Origin of the sequence: Faecalicatena contorta (genome assembly GCF_003149105.1) — a bacterium.
GTDB classification, from domain to species: domain Bacteria; phylum Bacillota; class Clostridia; order Lachnospirales; family Lachnospiraceae; genus Muricomes; species Muricomes contortus_C.
The window spans coordinates 279,102-295,621 of record NZ_QGDS01000003.1; the positions used below are offsets into that span (position 1 = coordinate 279,102).

Here is a 16,520-nt window from a genome sequence, read left to right on the forward strand (position 1 = left end):
AAATAATACGAGAGTATACCTTTCCCTATTGATTTCATCATCAAGAAACACAGGGTACTTATATCCCTGCATGCTTCATGCTTTTACTCACAAGTAATAATCTCATCTATGCTGTATTTTAGCCGCATCCGTATTTTTTTCTCACCCCTGTAAAATCTATGCTTAATCCGCTCCGTTACCATCACGGCATCTTCATACTGGCATGCCCGGAGCATAATGAGAAACTGGCTGCTGCTGTATCTGCATACAATGTCATTGGAACGCAGAGCTCTTTTAAGAACCTTCTGCAAAACCTCCATCTCTTTCCTGAACAGCCTGGTGTAAGCTTCACTTCCTTTTTCCATCGATACTGCCGGATATAAAGTAAGCAGCACCAGATATACGGAAATCCCAAGTCTTGCACTGCTTCTTGATTCCAGAAGATATATCTTCCTGAAAACTCCATATTCGCAGAAAAAGGTGCCTGTCTGGCGATTGTGCTCCTGCATTTCTTCCTGTATAACATTAATATCACACTCCTGCTTATGCAGGACCCTCAGCAGTTCTTCGTACAATTCCTGCAGCTCCCGTGACGGATGTACTCCAAGGCTTTCATATAAGAACCGGACTGTCTTCTGATAATGGGTAAGAGCCAGCTTATGTTTATTCTGTGCAGTCATGGCCCGTATGAGATGACAATGAATCTCTTCATCCAGGGAATCCCGCATAACGGCATCCTGACACACCTGTTCCGCAAGACTATACTGCTTTTCCTCCTCCAGAAGCTTTGTCAGATTCTTTACCGCAGACAGATACATAGAATGATAATATGTAGAAAGAGAAGTTACCCAGTATTCTTCTGAAATCTCCGGGAGAAAGGTGCCTTTATATAGGCCTACAGCCTTCATACCGGCTTCTGTCTTCTCTTCCCGGCTTACAGCATTTCCAGTTTTTTTACAGTAATTATCAAATAATTCTGCATCTACTACCACTGGTATTTCCGGGTTCCACTGGTAATTGCCTCTTCCTGTCAGAATATATTCTCTATCTCCCAGTGCCTTCTTCAAACTGCTTCGCAGCCTGTACATAAGATTCTTCAATGCACCTGCCGGATTATCACTTGCGTCATCTGCCCATAGCACCTCACTAAGTTCGTGTATCCCTGTTATATTATTTCTATGGCAGAGCAGATATGCCAGAAGTTTCGTCAGCATCCTGGATCTGAGACTGTCTGCATCCAGTTCTGTCTCTCCTCTCTTCATCTGAAAACCGCTGAACATACGGACTTGTAAAACAACTGTTTCCTCTTTTTTATCCTTTTCCATGACCGCCTCAATTCTTTTCTTAAAGTTTTTCTCTATCAAGCTGACAGTATTTTAAGGCAAAAAAATGATGTGATCTATAGCTTCCCGACCACATCAGAAGAATCCTGCCATTTTAAGACATCCTCATTCTTCTCAGGTTCTGTCTCTTCCATCGCTGAATCCATAAGTTTAATCAGTTCCAATGCGCTGCGGAAAGGAAGTTCCTTTTTCTGTCCTACCCATTTCACCATTCCCTGCCACGTATGGTTCTGTCTGCATTTAATATCTACTACAAATGTCTGCCCGCCTGTTATCTGATTTTTTACATCATCCCTGTTTCCTGTCATGGATTTCACGATCCTTTCCGGAAATACATCTTACTATTCCCTCATTTCGTGTTAACTTTGGCCGTGTTATTATTATAACCGGCCCCGGTCACATTTTAGTCATAAAATAGTATATCCAAAAATTCCAGATCGCTATTAAATCTGCCCAGAGAATTACCCTCCTGATCTTTCACAATTCCCTGCCAGGTGCTTCTAAGCCTGGAAATAAAGAAAACATCTCTTGTTTCCAGGCTGCCTTTCGCTGCTGCAATTTCTTCTGATTCGTGATAATGGACAGGATTACTTTTGTAACCACTGTCATGCTGCCCGCCCGTACTCTTAAAACTTCTCGCTTTTCTGGAGGCCTGTGGTTTTCCAATTTGATCTAAAAGGTTATCAATTAAAAGGAGCAGTTCTCCGCTTCCGTAAAATGGATACTTACATTCCAGTGCAATCCCGCAGATTATTCCTTCTATCTCCCCGCTGCCAGGATCCAGGCTATCTATACAAATTCTAAGCGCCGTAACGGGATATTTTATTTTTTTCTCCATATCATCCGCCTCTCTCATCTAATCAAATTCTATTTCATTGAGTCCGTACTGTATTTTCACCTTCACATGCTTCCCGCCTGTGTAGAAATTATTCTGCACCCTCTCCAGTACCACCTTTGCATCATCACACCGGCATCCCGGCAGCATGACCAAAAACTGGCTGACACTGTAGCGTGTGATAACATCTCCGTAGCGCAGGGAATTTAAAAGTATCTTCTGCATCTGTGCCATACCGCTGTTTATGACTTTCAGGTAAAAAGAGCTCCCTCTCTTCATACGTTCTTCCGGATAAAGGGAAAGCAGGGATAAGTACACTGGTATTTTAAACCGCTCGTATCTGCGTGTCTCCAACTCATAGATTTTCGTAAAAATACCGTACTCACACAAAAAAGCACCTTTTCCCTCCTGCTCCCTTTTTAGTTTCTGCTGTATAGCATTGATGTCCGGCTCATATTCATGATGCCGCTTCATCATTCCATTATAAATCTCCTGAAGTTCCATACAAGGACGCACCCCCAGATTATCGTACAGCAACTCTGCAATTTCCACATATCTTGTTAATGCCAGGCTCTGTTTATCTCCTCCCAGCATTGCCCGAAGCAGCAGACAGTAAAGCTCCTCATCCAAAGTTTCTATTATGGTAGCACGCTGAAGAATTTCCTCCATCCTGGTAAACATTCGGTTTTTTTCGAAAAAAAAAGCCACTTCTTTCACAACATCCAGATAAATGCTGTGATAATAGGCACTTAAAGACATCACCCAGTGTTCATTTGATAATCCCGGCAAGAACTTTCCTTTATATAAATCTACAGCCTTTTGTTCCAAATCACTCTTTTCCTCCAGGTTTTTGGTTTTCAATGCCATTTTATAATACTCTTCAAACTCTTCAGCATCCACACTGACTGCAATTTCTGGATTCCATCTATAGCAGCCGTGTCCGGTCAATATAAGATTGTCTTGTCCCCATTCTTTGCGCAGTCTGCTTCTAAGCCGATACATCAGATTTTTCAAAGCACCAGCAGGATTTGCACTTGTCTCATCCAGCCATAAATTCTCACTTAACTCCTGAACAGTAATTTCTTTCTGACGGTGACAGATAATATAAGCCAGCAGCTTCATCATCATGTTAGAATGGATTCCTGATTCATCAATCACTTCTTTCCCGTCTTTCATCTTGAACTTGCCAAAAAGCTGTATATGTACCCTCTTTACTTTTGAAACTGTCATTTTTAATCTCCTGCTCTTTCATCCTTTTACAAGCTTTATATTCATGATATAATAAATTTCAAAGAATATTTATGACAATGTATTCAATTTTTTACTTTTCGTATCCAAAAAGTAGAAAGAGAGAGATTTTACATGAAATATATAAGAGACATAAGCCTATTGTTTCTGTACTGTTTTTTTGCCCTGTTTCAAGCCAGTCCGGATTTCTTTTTTGTGCTGGCTTTTTTGGCAGCCTTAATTATATGCTGCGGTGACTGTTTTCTGGATTCAGGTACTTATATACTGCCCGTATCCCTTCTGTTTCTCCTGGCTTCATGGTTTTATCCTGCTTTCCTTTATTTTTTTACCGCCGTCTCTTATATTCTGTTTTGGCACAGGAAGTTTCTTCCAGCTGCCGCCGGAGGTTTCCTTTATTTCTATTTTTTCTGTCTCAGAACTACAGATTTTTTTTCCTTCTTCCTGTGTTCCTTTGGACTCCTGCTTTCCTTTGTACTACAGAAGAATACTCAAAGCTGCAGTGAATTAGAGTCGTTGTATAAGCATACAAGAGATGACAGTACCGAAAGGAACCTTCTCCTGGCAGAAAAAAACCACACACTTTTAGAAAAACAAGACTATGAAATCTACACTGCAACCCTCCGGGAGCGCAACCGGATTGCCCGTGAAATCCACGACAATGTGGGGCATCTTCTCTCCCGGTCCATTCTGATGACAGGGGCTGTACGCGCCGTTAATCAAGATGACTCATTGTCTGATTCCCTGAAAACCCTTGATGCTACCTTAAATTCTGCAATGGATAGTATCCGAAGCAGCGTGCATGACCTTCATGACGAATCTATAAATTTAGAGGAAGCAATAAATAGTCTTGTCCATGATTTTACATTCTGTCCCATATTATTTTCTTATGATATGAGCAGGGACATCCCAAAAGAGATTAAATATTGTTTTATCAGCATTACAAAAGAAGCGCTTTCCAACATTATAATGCACAGCAGCGCAACCTCTGTACAGCTTAGTATGAGGGAGCATCCTGCACTGTACCAGTTCTGTATTGAAGATAACGGGACTGCTGTTCACTCTTCCGGCTCCGGTATCGGCCTGATTAATATGAAGGAAAGAATACATTCATTAAAAGGGCATATACAGATTCTTACTGAACATGGGTTTAAAATATTTATTACCATTCCAAAGGAGATTTAACTATGAATATCTTAATTGTAGATGACGATTGTCTGGTAACAGGTGCATTGAAAACAATTTTGGAAACACGGGAAGATTTTCATATTCCTGCATGTGGAAGTGACGGAAAAGAAGCCGTTTCACTATATAAGAAATACAGGCCGGACGTTCTGCTCATGGACATCCGAATGAAAGAGATGAGTGGACTGGAAGCTGGAGCAGAGATTCTGAAAGAATACCCGGATGCCCGTATTCTCCTGCTGACTACATTTTTAGACGATGAATATATCATTACGGCATTAAAGCTGGGGGCGAAAGGCTATATTCTGAAACAGGATTACCAAAATATTATCCCTGCCATTCTTGCCGTATCTTCCGGACAGACCGTATTCGGAAAAGAGATTGTATCCAAAATCCCATCTCTTCTTGAGAAAAAATCTGTTTTTGACTACGCTTCCTGTGACATCAATGACAGAGAACTGGAGGTTATACAGCTAATTGCCGAAGGGCGCAGCAACAAGGAAATTGCATCCATTCTTTTTTTAAGTGAAGGGACTGTAAGAAATTACCTGAGTTCTATCTTGGATAAGCTGAACCTGCGGGACAGAACCCAGGTAGCCGTCTTCTATTACCAGAATAAATAACAAAGAGTTTGCTTTGCAAACTCTTGCGCCTGGATTGGTCGCATAGCAACATCTGCATCTTACGCCGCCGTGCGCACCTCATGTAGTAGGACGTAATTTCCTATTACATGAAAAAGGAGGGTGCTGCAAAATGTGTGATAAATTCATTTTTATCACCTTGCATTCTGCATAACGCCTCCTTTTATAATACCGGCAGCCAGCAAACAGGCAGCTTTATTCCATGTCCCGTTTATCTTTACATGTAAACATTACAGCATCTCAATAAACGCTGTAATTCTCGTATTCAACTGTGCAATATCCGCCTGGGAATAGTCCGTCTCTACATGAATATATGGAATTCCTTTCTTCTCATTGGTAAACCTCCGGACTGCCAATGTTTCTATGTTGTATGTATGGCAAGCCTGCAGTGTCATTTCTACAACACCGTCTACCTGATATTCATCAATCAGCCTGTCCAGCAGTTTAAAGCGGTTTGGATTCGGTGTCATCACTGAGCATCCAATGTTCAGATAACGTCTTGCTAAAGCATCATATACATCCGGATTATCTTCATCTACAAGCTGGTCTATCGCCTTAGCTCCCGTGCAATTCTCATAAGTAACTACAATAGCGCCGTTATCTTCAATGGCTCTGATGATTTTTTCCGTCGCCCCGCCCATAGGACATCCGGTCAGTAAAATGCGTGGTTTTTTCTTCTGCTTTTTCCCGTCTGCATATTCTGCCTCAATCTTTTTAGTCAAAGCATCCACCTCAGCAGGAATTGCTTCTCTGTCGAATTTAAAAGTACTTCCGTACAAAACTTTAAATAAATCGTACCCTGTAATTGGAACCGGGTCCTTCTTCATCACTTCATAAAACCTGCGGAGAGAACTTCGTACACGGTTCTCTACTTTGATTGCCTTACGGATATCCTCTTCTGTGATGGTCACGTCAAACTTCTTTTCCAGATATTCTTTAAAACGAACAATTTCTTTCTTCCATAATTTTAGTGCTTCTTCCCCCTGCGTATTCGGGAGTTCCATCAAAAAAACATCCTTAAACTCCGCCATATATTCATACATCTTTTTCTTTCCGTCACAGGTAGTTTCTCCCACCACCACATCGGAAAAATAGAAATACGGACATTTATCCGCTTTTGCAAACCCATAGCTGGACTTGATTAAAGGACACAGATTCTTAGGAAGATCCTTTTCTGCTTCCGCTATTGTCTCGTCGGATGTTGAGCACAGCCCTACTGTTCCGGCTCCCATTGCCATTGCAATCTCTTTCGGAAAGTAGGTACAATACGCCCCTACAACCGGCACTCCTTTATCCTTTAATTCTTTCACCGTTAAAAATGAATTTTTACGTTGTTCTGCAAAATCCTCGAATACCTCCGGCAACTCCTTAATAACTTCCATAACATTTCCTCCTGATTCAACTTCAGCATTACTACACAAGCTGCTATTATATGATATCATGGAGGTCTCTTATGACCAAATTGAAAATCTTAATACACTTATGGATATTTTCTATCATATTACATCGGCTGCCAGCCTATTGGTTTTTATTCACACAAAGCAAAAGTGCCGCTTCATAGCTCTAAATCAGCTATTTCACGGCACTTCCCTGTTTTTTATCTCTTTTATTCATCAAAGGCTTCTTTTACTTTTCCCATAAAGCCTTTTTTCCTACCTTTTGACTTTGCTCCGCTTTCAGAAGGACTATCCTGGTTCAAAGAGTTTCCCGTCAGTCTGTCAAATTCACGTAATGCTTCTTTTGCCTCCGGGCTTAACTTTTCCGGTGTCTGAATCACCAGAGTAACATAGTGATCGCCGCGAATCTGTGAGTTTCTCAAAGAAGGAACGCCCTTTCCTTTCAGACGAACTTTTGTATCTGTCTTTGTCCCTGCCTTCACAGTGTAGATTACATCACCATCCACTGTGGGGACTCTTACATCACCGCCAAGAGCCGACTGGGCAAAGGAAATCGGAACGGTTGAGAAAATATGCACATCCTGTCTCTGGAAAATCGGATGTCTGGAGACATTCACCTCTACCAGCAAATCTCCTTTCGGTCCGCCATTTATGCCTGGTTCACCCTTTTCGCGGATGCGTACACTCTGCCCATTATCTATACCTGCCGGAATAGATACCTGAATCCGCTTCTTGCTGGATTCATATCCGGTTCCTGCACAGGACGTACACTTCTCTTTGATTACTTTCCCTGTACCGCCGCAGCTTGGGCAAGTCTGAACATTCTGCACCGTACCGAAGAAGGACTGGGATGTGTAAACTACCTGGCCCTTTCCTCCGCATTTTGAGCAGGTTTCAGGAGATGTGCCAGGCTTTGCCCCTGTTCCATTACATGTTGAACATGGGTCCTTTAACACAACCTCCAGTTCCTTCTCACATCCAAAGACTGCCTCCTCAAATGTGATTCTGATACTCTTACGTACATTTGCGCCTTTCATCGGACCATTGCTGGCACGGCCGCCTCTTCTGCCGGCCCCCCCAAACAAGTCTCCAAATATATCACCAAATATATCGCTGAAATCAGCACCATTGAAATCAAATCCTCCGAAACCGCCCGCACCGCCGGCGGCCCCTTCAAATGCTGCGTGTCCAAACTGGTCATACTGGCGGCGTTTTTCAGGGTCACTAAGTACTGCATACGCTTCAGATGCCTCTTTAAACCTCTTCTCAGCCTCGGCATCTCCCGGATTCATATCCGGATGGTACTTTTTAGCTAACACACGGTATGCTTTTTTGATTGCTGAATCATCAGCATCCCTGCCTATGCCAAGCACCTCGTAATAATCTCTTTTTGACTCTGCCATAACACTCTACCCTTTCATCTGTCTACTTATTTCTAACCTGGAAAAGCCCCCGGACCGGACCTTCTCAAATATCTAGTAACATAGAAATTCTACGAAGCCGCAAAAAGCGGTTTCGTAGAATCCTCTCTTAACAGGCCCTTAAACTTCCTTGTAATCTCCGTCCACTACATCGTCTCCCTGGAAGCCTTCCGGTGCAGGACCTGCCTCCGGTGCGGGTCCATCTGCCGCGCCAGCTCCTGCCTGCTCATACATCTTAGTAAATAACTTCTGAGCATTTTCCATCAGCTTCTCTTTCGCTGCCTTAATCTCAGCAACCTGAGCTTCTGTTGTATCCTCAGGAGTTGATTTTGCAAGAAGATCTTTCAATGCCTGACAGTCAGCTTCTACAGCAGCTTTATCCGCTGCATCTACCTTGTCACCCACTTCTTTGATGGCTTTCTCTGTCTGGAATACCATTGCATCAGCTTCATTTCTTGTATCAACTGCTTCTTTACGTTTTTTATCCTGTGCTTCGAATTCAGCCGCCTCTTTTACTGCCTTGCCGATATCATCATCAGACATATTAGAGCCTGCTGTAATTGTAATATGCTGCTCTTTTCCTGTTCCAAGATCCTTAGCGGATACGTTTACAATACCATTGGCATCTATATCAAAGGTAACCTCAATCTGTGGGATTCCACGTGGAGCCGGCGGAATTCCATCCAGTCTGAACTGTCCGAGAGACTTGTTGTCTTTTGCGAACTGTCTTTCACCCTGAACAACGTTGATATCAACTGCCGTCTGATTATCTGCCGCTGTGGAAAAAATCTGGCTCTTCTTTGTAGGAATTGTTGTATTTCTTTCAATCAATCTTGTAGCAACTCCACCCATTGTCTCGATAGAAAGTGACAACGGTGTAACGTCCAGAAGAAGAATATCTCCTGCGCCTGCGTCACCTGCTAATTTACCGCCCTGTACAGAAGCACCCAGCGCAACACATTCATCCGGGTTCAGTGATTTACTTGGCTCTTTTCCTGTGAGACGTTTCACTTCTTCCTGAACTGCAGGAATACGTGTGGAACCACCTACTAACAATACCTGACCAAGTTCAGATGGATTGATCCCTGCATCTGCCAATGCACGTTTTACCGGTTCTGCTGTCTTTTCAACCAGGTCATGGGTTAATTCATCAAACTTAGCCCTTGTCAGGTTCATATCAAAATGCTTTGGTCCCTCAGATGTTGCGGTGATGAACGGAAGGTTAATGTTTGTTGTTGTTGCAGAAGAAAGCTCCTTCTTTGCTTTCTCAGCTGCTTCTTTCAGTCTCTGAAGAGCCATCTTGTCTGTAGACAAATCTACGCCCTCTTTTGACTTGAAATCAGCCAGCATGTAATCTGTAATCTTCTGGTCGAAGTCATCTCCTCCAAGTCTGTTATTACCTGCTGTGGATAATACTTCAATGACACCGTCGCCGATTTCAATGATAGATACGTCAAATGTACCGCCGCCCAGGTCATATACCATGATTTTTTGTTCTTTTTCATTGTCCAGTCCATATGCAAGCGCTGCTGCTGTAGGCTCGTTGATGATACGTTTTACATCCAGGCCCGCAATTTTTCCAGCATCCTTTGTTGCCTGACGCTGTGCATCGTTAAAGTATGCCGGTACAGTAATAACTGCTTCCGTTACTTTCTCACCCAAATATCCTTCTGCATCTGCCTTCAATTTCTGTAAAATCATTGCAGAAATCTCCTGAGGAGAATATTTTTTATCATCAATCGTTACTTTATAGTCTGATCCCATCTCTCTTTTGATGGAAGAAATTGTCTTATCTGCGTTTGTTACTGCCTGACGTTTTGCAGGCTCACCCACGAGACGCTCTCCTGTTTTTGTAAAAGCAACTACGGACGGAGTCGTTCTCGCGCCTTCTGTGTTTGCGATTACTGTTGGCTGTCCGCCTTCCATAACAGCCACACAGCTATTTGTTGTACCAAGGTCAATACCAATTATTTTACCCATATAATTTTCCTCCTAAAATTTTTCACTCTAAATGATTATTAGTTTGCGACTTTCACCATACTATGTCTTACTACGCTGTCCCGGTAAGTATAGCCTTTTTGGAACTCTTCAGCTACAGTATTCTCACCAAGTGTTTCATCCTCCACATGCATTACCGCATTGTGGAAATCCGGATTAAATTCAGCGCCGACCGCTTCAATCGGCTTTACGCCAATCTCCTCAAACGTAGTCATAAGCTGCTTGTAAATCTTTTCCAGCCCTTCTGCGAAAGGATTGGTCTTTTCATCTTCCGGTACAGCCGCAATACCACGCTCAAAATTATCTATAACCGGAAGGATTTTTTCTATGATATCTCTCGCACCTATTTCGTACATTTGAGATTTCTCCTTGTCTGTACGTTTGCGGAAGTTATCAAACTCTGCTATTTGACGAGTAAGCCTGTCAGTCAGTTCTTCAATCTTCTCGTCTTTTTTATCTTTTTTTACTTTTCTTCCAAACTTTTTTTTCTCTTTGCCGGATTTTTCTTTCTCATCTCCAGGCTCCTGCTGGTCATCTCCTTCTGCATCCTCTTCCGGGGCATCCTCACAAAATGATTCTTCCCTTTCAGTATCCGGCGATTCCTCCGTCAAAATATCAGATTCCGGCAGGTCTGTCTCTTCACCGGCTGCATTCTCTTCTGCTTCTTTCACAGCCTTCATCTTTGCCTCTTCCACCGCTTCCTTTATCATATCTTCTTTGCTCATCTTTTCTTCCACCGGCTATTCACCTTCCTATTCTTTTGACTCTTTATGATAAATTGCATCCAACTCATTTTGCAGAGTTTTCAGCGTCTTCATAACATGTTCATAGTCCATACGCTTTGGTCCAATGATACCTATGGTTCCTTTCATCCCTTCACCCAGCTCGTAGGTTGCAGTCACAACACTGCAGTCCTTCATAGTCTTCACCGGAGTCTCATCTCCGATATATACCTGGATTCCACGGTTTTCTTCACTGGCCAGTGTCTCAGTAACAAGTTCTGCCAGCTGCTGTTTTTCTTCAAACGCATGAATGATTTCCTGGGCACTCTGTCTGTCGCTCAGCTCCGGATATTTGAAAATATTGGTAGCACCGCTTGTATAAATTTCCATATCTTCATCCACATGGATAATCTCAGCCACTGCGTCCAAAACATCGTCAATCACCTGGCTGTGAGGACCGGCCTGCTCCTTTAGCATTGCGATCATCCCCAGATTAATTTCCTCAATGGACATTCCATTCAATGTGGTATTCAGCAGCATATTCAGCTTTAATAAATTTTCATTACTCAGGGTATCACCAATATTAATAATCTTATTTTTGATTACATTGCCGCCCATTACAATGACTGCTACAATCTGTTCTTCATCCACCTGGGAAAGCTGGATAAACTTTAGTGTATTCCTGCTGTTGACCGGAGCAGATACCATTGTTGCATAATTTGTATTTACTGCCAGCACTCTCGCGGCCTGCTTTAATACTTTATCCACCTTATCTGTCTTCTCCAGCATGATATTCTTCAGTTCTGAAAGCTCCTGCTCCTTTTCTTCCATCAGCATATCCACATAGAGCCGATATCCCTTATCGGAAGGAATCCGTCCCGCAGAAGTATGGGGCTGGAAAATATATCCCAAATCCTCCAAATCTGCCATTTCATTACGAATCGTTGCCGAACTCAGATTCAAGTCTGTATACTTCGAAAGAGTCCTGGAACCTACAGGTTCTCCCGTTTCCAGATAATTACGGATGATGGCCTTTAATATTATCAGCTTTCTTTCACCTATATTTGTATCTGTAACCATAGGACCCTCCTCTCCGATTCTTTTTCTTATTAGCACTCTTTTGTTTTGAGTGCTAACACCTTACGTATATTAAGATATCACCACGATTTCTTTTTGTCAACACTGTTTATATATTTTTTATTTTTAATTACAGTTCAGCGAAGCGAAATCGAGCTGTAGCTGAACTGTAATTATCTATTCTCCTCATTCAGACATGGGGCCAGGAACTCAACAAATACTGAATTACTTACATTAATTCCACGGGAGGTCAGAGAAAGCCTATCCCCTGAACGCATAAGTAAGCCTGCGGACTCCAGCTTCTCTAGTTCTTCTTTATAGATATCTGTTATGTCTTTTCCAAACTGCCTTTCAAACTCTTTCACAGAGATTCCTTCCATCTTTCTAAGACCAAGAAACATATATTCCTCTATTTCATCTGACAGGGCTAGTTTTTCCACATCTTCATAAATTTCTTTTTGTTCTGCTATCCCTTCCATATACTTCTTATAATCCGTAGTATTATGATATCTGGTATGGTTCACAAGAGAGGATGCTCCCAGCCCGATGCCCAAATATTCCTTCCGTTCCCAGTATCCCAAATTGTGACGGCAGGCATACCCTTTTTTTGCATAATTCGATATTTCATATCTCCTGTATCCGGACTGAGCCAGCAATTCTGCCGTAAGTTCATATATGGCCCGCTCCGTATCTTCATCGGGCAGAGCCGGATGCACATCTCCTTTTTTATCCGGTGGCAGAGGGTAATACTCTTTCTCTTCCCCTGCTTCCGCACTGCTGCCATACCACTGATAAAAAGGAGTTCCTTCCTCTACAATCAGACTATAGGCAGAAATGTGTTCAGGCTCCAGTTCTGTGACCGTAGAAAGAGTTTTTTTCCAGCTTTCCAGGGTCTGCCCTGGTATGGCCGATATCAAGTCCACATTTATATTTTGAAACCCATACTCTCTGGCGGCTTTGTAGGTATTCAAAAAATCCTGATACGTGTGAATACGTCCCAGCATCCGGAGCTCTTCATTATTCACTGACTGTAATCCGATGCTCAGCCGGTTGATTCCCGCCTGTTTCCAAAAATGCAGTTTCTCATTTGTTATAGTTCCAGGGTTTACTTCCATTGTGATTTCCGCCCCTTCGGCTACCTGAAAGCTCTGATACAGGGCATCAAATATCTTTAATATCTGTGTCCCAGTTAAAATAGAGGGAGTTCCGCCTCCCACAAAAATGGTAGTTATTTCATATCTATCATGATAAGCACTCCGGTATCCATGTATTTCTCCTATCAAAGCATCCACATATTCCTGCTGCATCTTTTCATCCGCTGTACCGGAAAGAAAATCGCAGTATGCACATTTCCTCACACAAAAAGGAATGTGCAGATAAAGCTCCAACTCTTTTTTCATTATTCACTCCCATTATAGAATAAAGAGTCTGGTTTGCCAGACTCTCGCGCCGAAGCGCGGTTGCTTCAGTCACCATTTTCCTTATGAGCGTAGTGTGCATCCCCCGGAGGGTTCTATAATAGGAAATTCGCAGGAATTTCCTATTATAGAATAAAGAGCCTGACAAGTCAGACTCTTGTACTTCTCCACCCTCTTAATCCTCATCCAGCTTCAGCACGCTCATAAACGCTTTTTGCGGAATTTCCACGTTACCTACCTGACGCATCCGCTTCTTTCCTTCCTTCTGTTTTTCCAGAAGCTTCTTCTTACGTGAAATATCACCGCCGTAGCATTTTGCCAATACATCTTTACGCATAGCTCTTACAGTTTCACGGGCAATAATTTTACTGCCCACTGCTGCCTGAATCGGAATCTCAAATAACTGTCTCGGAATTTCTTCCTTTAGCTTTTCGCACATCTTTCTCCCCCGCTCATATGCGGTACCGCTGTGTACGATAAAGGAAAGCGCATCCACCTCTTCTTTATTAATAAGAATATCCAGCTTCACAAGTTCAGACTTTTCATATCCCAGCATCTCATAATCAAAGGAGGCATATCCTTTGGAACGGGATTTTAAAGCATCAAAAAAGTCATAAATAATCTCATTCAGCGGAAGGTGATAATTCAGAACCGCACGCTTTTCTTCTATATATTCCATTCCCTGATAAATACCGCGCCGCTCCTGACATAAGTCCATGATTGCACCGATGAATTCAGAAGTAACCATTATCTCCGCCTTTACAACCGGCTCCTCCATATAGTCAATCTCCGCAGGGTCCGGAAGATTCGTCGGGTTCGTCAAATCAATCTCTTCCCCGTTGGTCTTATATACTTTATAAATAACGCTGGGTGCTGTCGTTACCAGATCCAGATTATACTCTCTTTCCAGCCTCTCCTGGATAATTTCTAAATGAAGAAGGCCCAGAAAACCACACCGGAAACCAAAACCTAAAGCTACAGATGTTTCAGCCTCAAATTGAAGTGCGGCATCATTGAGCTGTAGTTTTTCCAAAGCATCCCTCAAATCAGGGTATTTAGCGCCGTCGGCAGGGTAAAGTCCGCAATATACCATGGGATTTACCTTCTTATAACCAGGAAGAGGTTTTTCACAAGGATTCTGTGCATTTGTTATCGTATCACCTACGCGGGTATCTTTTACATTTTTCAGGCTGGCAGTGATGTAACCTACCATTCCCGCACTCAGCTCTTCACATGGTATAAACTGGCCGGCTCCAAAATACCCCACCTCCACAACGTCTGCCTTTGCTTTTGTGGCCATCATCTGGATTGTAGTTCCCTTTCTTACGGTTCCTTCCTTAATCCTGCAAAATACAATAACGCCTTTGTATGAATCATAAAGCGAGTCAAAAATCAATGCCTGTAAAGGTGCCGATGCATTCCCCAAAGGAGCAGGTATCTTCTGTACAATCTGTTCCAGCACATCTTCCACATTCAGCCCTGTCTTTGCAGAAATCAGTGGTGCATCTTCTGCGTCAATCCCTATTACATCCTCGATCTCTTCTTTTACTCTGTCAGCATCTGCACTTGGAAGATCAATCTTATTGATAACGGGAACAACATCCAAGTCGTGATCCAGTGCCAGATATACGTTTGCAAGAGTCTGTGCTTCCACGCCCTGGGCGGCATCCACAACCAGAATTGCCCCATCACACGCGGCAAGACTTCTGGACACCTCATAATTAAAGTCAACGTGCCCCGGGGTATCTATCAGGTTAAACACATATTCTTCCCCATTCTTCGCTTTATACACGGTACGCACAGTCTGCGCCTTAATCGTAATTCCTCTTTCCCGTTCCAGCTCCATATTGTCCAGTACCTGGGACTGCATCTCTCTGCTGGTCAAAAGTCCGGTCATTTCGATAATCCGATCTGCCAAAGTAGATTTTCCGTGGTCTATATGTGCAATAATACAAAAATTCCGTATCTTACTCTGATCTATTCCTGACAACTTCTTTTCCTCCATGTCTCTCATAAATTCAATGATATCTTTTCCATCTGCCAAAACCTTTATCTGATTAATCAGATAAACGAAACACTGTTATCCTACCACGCGTCCTCTGGCTTGGCAACCATTTTTTCAAACAGCTTTTTTATATAATAGGAAATGCAGTTCCTATTATATAAAAACCCTCCGGGGGATTACACTGGGTTAGTAAAGAAGTAGTTGCTGTCGCAACCCACCCCAGGCAGAGAATCTCGCAAGCGAGATTCTTTTTTACGCTTCTGTTTGTTTAGAGGAGTACTTCACAATAAAGAGTTCTACAGCAAGTATATCTGTAAGCCTTCCAGTCTTCACACTCTCCTCTATCCCGGCACTCTCCTCCATAATACTCCTAAGCTCCTCAGAACGGAAATACCTGGCCTGTTCTATATATTTTCCTGCCGCAAAAGGATGCAGCCCCACTTTGGCGGCAATTTCTTTTCTTCCATAGTTTTTCTTCAGCAAAGCCTTCACCTGATACAATATTCTGTACTGCCGGGTCATCAAGAATAGAATACGCATGGGAGGTTCTTTCAGCGCCAGCAGTTCATAATACAAATAGAGGGCGCGTTCCTGCTGTTTATCAGCCACAGCATTCACCATGTCAAAAATATGATTTGATATCTGGGTAACACAGACTGCATCCACATCTTCCGGCGTAATACCAGCTTTGTCTAAGGTATAGCAGAACAGCTTTTCCAATTCTTTTTGCAGATTCCCCATATCCGTACCTACTTTATTCAGCAGATAAAGTACCGTAGATTCGGAAATTTGTTTGTTTTCTCTGCGCACCTGTCCCAAAACCCACTTTTTCAGGGTTGACTCATCCTGAAAAGGCAGCTCCACAACATGTCCTTTTGCCTTTACAGCCTTGTACATCTTGCTGCGCTTATCCACTTCATTTTCAACAAAAATGAAGTACGTGGTTTCCGGCACATCCTTGATATAATCAGCTAAGTCCGCTCCGGCGCTCTTAAAAAACCCTGTATTTTCAAATACAAGAAGGCGGCGGTCAGCAAAAAAGGGCAATGTTTCCGCCAAATCAATCACTGCCTTGATATCTATGCCTTTCCCTTCAAAATAGGCATAATTCATGGTATCCTCATCTGGAAGCATTGCTTTTGTGAAACGGTCCTTATACTGTTTTTTCAGATAATTTTCTTCTCCATAAAGAAGATATATCTGTCTAAATTGTCCTGTTTTTAAATCTTCATTCAAACTTTTCATAGTGGTTCT

At 42.6% G+C, this 16,520-nt stretch carries 14 protein-coding genes; 2 read left to right on the plus strand and 12 right to left on the minus strand.

The annotated features are described in order from the left end of the window. Positions 1 to 83: 83 nt before the first annotated feature. The 4 genes from A8805_RS07055 to A8805_RS07070 form a co-directional block, all read right to left on the minus strand. Positions 84 to 1,304: a BTAD domain-containing putative transcriptional regulator gene (locus A8805_RS07055; RefSeq protein WP_109709497.1), complete on the minus strand. Its 1,221-nt coding sequence runs from the start codon at positions 1,302 to 1,304 to the stop codon at positions 84 to 86. A gap of 74 nt (positions 1,305 to 1,378) precedes the next feature. After that, positions 1,379 to 1,630, minus strand: coding sequence for a hypothetical protein (locus tag A8805_RS07060; protein WP_109709498.1), 252 nt, complete (start codon positions 1,628 to 1,630; stop codon positions 1,379 to 1,381). A 95-nt stretch (positions 1,631 to 1,725) separates the two neighbouring features. After that, complete coding sequence (locus tag A8805_RS07065) at positions 1,726 to 2,160, minus strand: hypothetical protein (protein ID WP_109709499.1); 435 nt, start codon at positions 2,158 to 2,160, stop codon at positions 1,726 to 1,728. A gap of 18 nt (positions 2,161 to 2,178) precedes the next feature. Further along, positions 2,179 to 3,387, minus strand: a complete 1,209-nt coding sequence (locus tag A8805_RS07070) for a BTAD domain-containing putative transcriptional regulator (RefSeq protein ID WP_109709500.1) — start codon at positions 3,385 to 3,387, stop codon at positions 2,179 to 2,181. Between the two features lie 531 nt (positions 3,388 to 3,918). Between A8805_RS07070 and A8805_RS22830 the strand changes: the two genes are divergently transcribed. Then, complete coding sequence (locus tag A8805_RS22830; protein WP_330405817.1) at positions 3,919 to 4,587, plus strand: sensor histidine kinase; 669 nt, start codon at positions 3,919 to 3,921, stop codon at positions 4,585 to 4,587. 2 nt (positions 4,588 to 4,589) lie between these two features. After that, entirely contained in the window at positions 4,590 to 5,210 is a 621-nt protein-coding gene (locus A8805_RS07080; protein WP_109709502.1) for a response regulator transcription factor, read from the plus strand. A gap of 248 nt (positions 5,211 to 5,458) precedes the next feature. Here A8805_RS07080 and A8805_RS07085 read toward each other — a convergent pair whose 3' ends face one another. From A8805_RS07085 to holA, 8 genes are all read right to left on the minus strand, one after another. Further along, positions 5,459 to 6,610, minus strand: a complete 1,152-nt coding sequence (locus A8805_RS07085) for a double-cubane-cluster-containing anaerobic reductase (RefSeq protein WP_109709503.1) — start codon at positions 6,608 to 6,610, stop codon at positions 5,459 to 5,461. 224 nt (positions 6,611 to 6,834) lie between these two features. After that, positions 6,835 to 8,028, minus strand: a complete 1,194-nt coding sequence (dnaJ, locus tag A8805_RS07090; RefSeq protein ID WP_109709504.1) for a molecular chaperone DnaJ — start codon at positions 8,026 to 8,028, stop codon at positions 6,835 to 6,837. A gap of 138 nt (positions 8,029 to 8,166) precedes the next feature. After that, positions 8,167 to 10,026, minus strand: coding sequence for a molecular chaperone DnaK (gene dnaK, locus A8805_RS07095; protein WP_109709505.1), 1,860 nt, complete (start codon positions 10,024 to 10,026; stop codon positions 8,167 to 8,169). 38 nt (positions 10,027 to 10,064) lie between these two features. Continuing rightward, on the minus strand, positions 10,065 to 10,769 hold the full coding sequence (gene grpE, locus A8805_RS07100; RefSeq protein WP_109709785.1) for a nucleotide exchange factor GrpE: 705 nt from the start codon (positions 10,767 to 10,769) through the stop codon (positions 10,065 to 10,067). Positions 10,770 to 10,796: 27 nt separating this feature from the next. Then, positions 10,797 to 11,846 carry a heat-inducible transcriptional repressor HrcA gene (hrcA, locus tag A8805_RS07105; RefSeq protein ID WP_109709506.1) on the minus strand — a complete coding sequence of 350 codons (1,050 nt, stop codon included), beginning with the start codon at positions 11,844 to 11,846 and terminating at the stop codon, positions 10,797 to 10,799. A gap of 170 nt (positions 11,847 to 12,016) precedes the next feature. Then, positions 12,017 to 13,243, minus strand: coding sequence for a radical SAM family heme chaperone HemW (gene hemW, locus A8805_RS07110; protein WP_109709507.1), 1,227 nt, complete (start codon positions 13,241 to 13,243; stop codon positions 12,017 to 12,019). Positions 13,244 to 13,436: 193 nt separating this feature from the next. After that, a complete protein-coding gene (gene lepA / locus A8805_RS07115) occupies positions 13,437 to 15,251 on the minus strand; it encodes a translation elongation factor 4 (RefSeq protein WP_109709787.1) in 1,815 nt (604 codons plus the stop codon). A 267-nt stretch (positions 15,252 to 15,518) separates the two neighbouring features. Continuing rightward, positions 15,519 to 16,511, minus strand: a complete 993-nt coding sequence (gene holA / locus A8805_RS07120) for a DNA polymerase III subunit delta (RefSeq protein ID WP_109709789.1) — start codon at positions 16,509 to 16,511, stop codon at positions 15,519 to 15,521. Between the last annotated feature and the right edge of the window lie 9 nt (positions 16,512 to 16,520).

Coding starts and splice junctions, on each gene's coding strand:
- A8805_RS07055 (WP_109709497.1), bottom strand. CDS start 1,304: ATGGAAAAGGATAAAAAAGAGGAAACAGTTGTTTTACAAGTCCGTATG.
- dnaJ (WP_109709504.1), bottom strand. CDS start 8,028: ATGGCAGAGTCAAAAAGAGATTATTACGAGGTGCTTGGCATAGGCAGG.
- dnaK (WP_109709505.1), bottom strand. CDS start 10,026: ATGGGTAAAATAATTGGTATTGACCTTGGTACAACAAATAGCTGTGTG.
- hrcA (WP_109709506.1), bottom strand. CDS start 11,846: ATGGTTACAGATACAAATATAGGTGAAAGAAAGCTGATAATATTAAAG.
- holA (WP_109709789.1), bottom strand. CDS start 16,511: ATGAAAAGTTTGAATGAAGATTTAAAAACAGGACAATTTAGACAGATA.
- A8805_RS07065 (WP_109709499.1), bottom strand. CDS start 2,160: ATGGAGAAAAAAATAAAATATCCCGTTACGGCGCTTAGAATTTGTATA.
- A8805_RS07060 (WP_109709498.1), bottom strand. CDS start 1,630: ATGACAGGAAACAGGGATGATGTAAAAAATCAGATAACAGGCGGGCAG.
- A8805_RS07085 (WP_109709503.1), bottom strand. CDS start 6,610: ATGGAAGTTATTAAGGAGTTGCCGGAGGTATTCGAGGATTTTGCAGAA.
- A8805_RS07080 (WP_109709502.1), top strand. CDS start 4,590: ATGAATATCTTAATTGTAGATGACGATTGTCTGGTAACAGGTGCATTG.
- hemW (WP_109709507.1), bottom strand. CDS start 13,243: ATGAAAAAAGAGTTGGAGCTTTATCTGCACATTCCTTTTTGTGTGAGG.
- grpE (WP_109709785.1), bottom strand. CDS start 10,769: ATGAGCAAAGAAGATATGATAAAGGAAGCGGTGGAAGAGGCAAAGATG.
- A8805_RS07070 (WP_109709500.1), bottom strand. CDS start 3,387: ATGACAGTTTCAAAAGTAAAGAGGGTACATATACAGCTTTTTGGCAAG.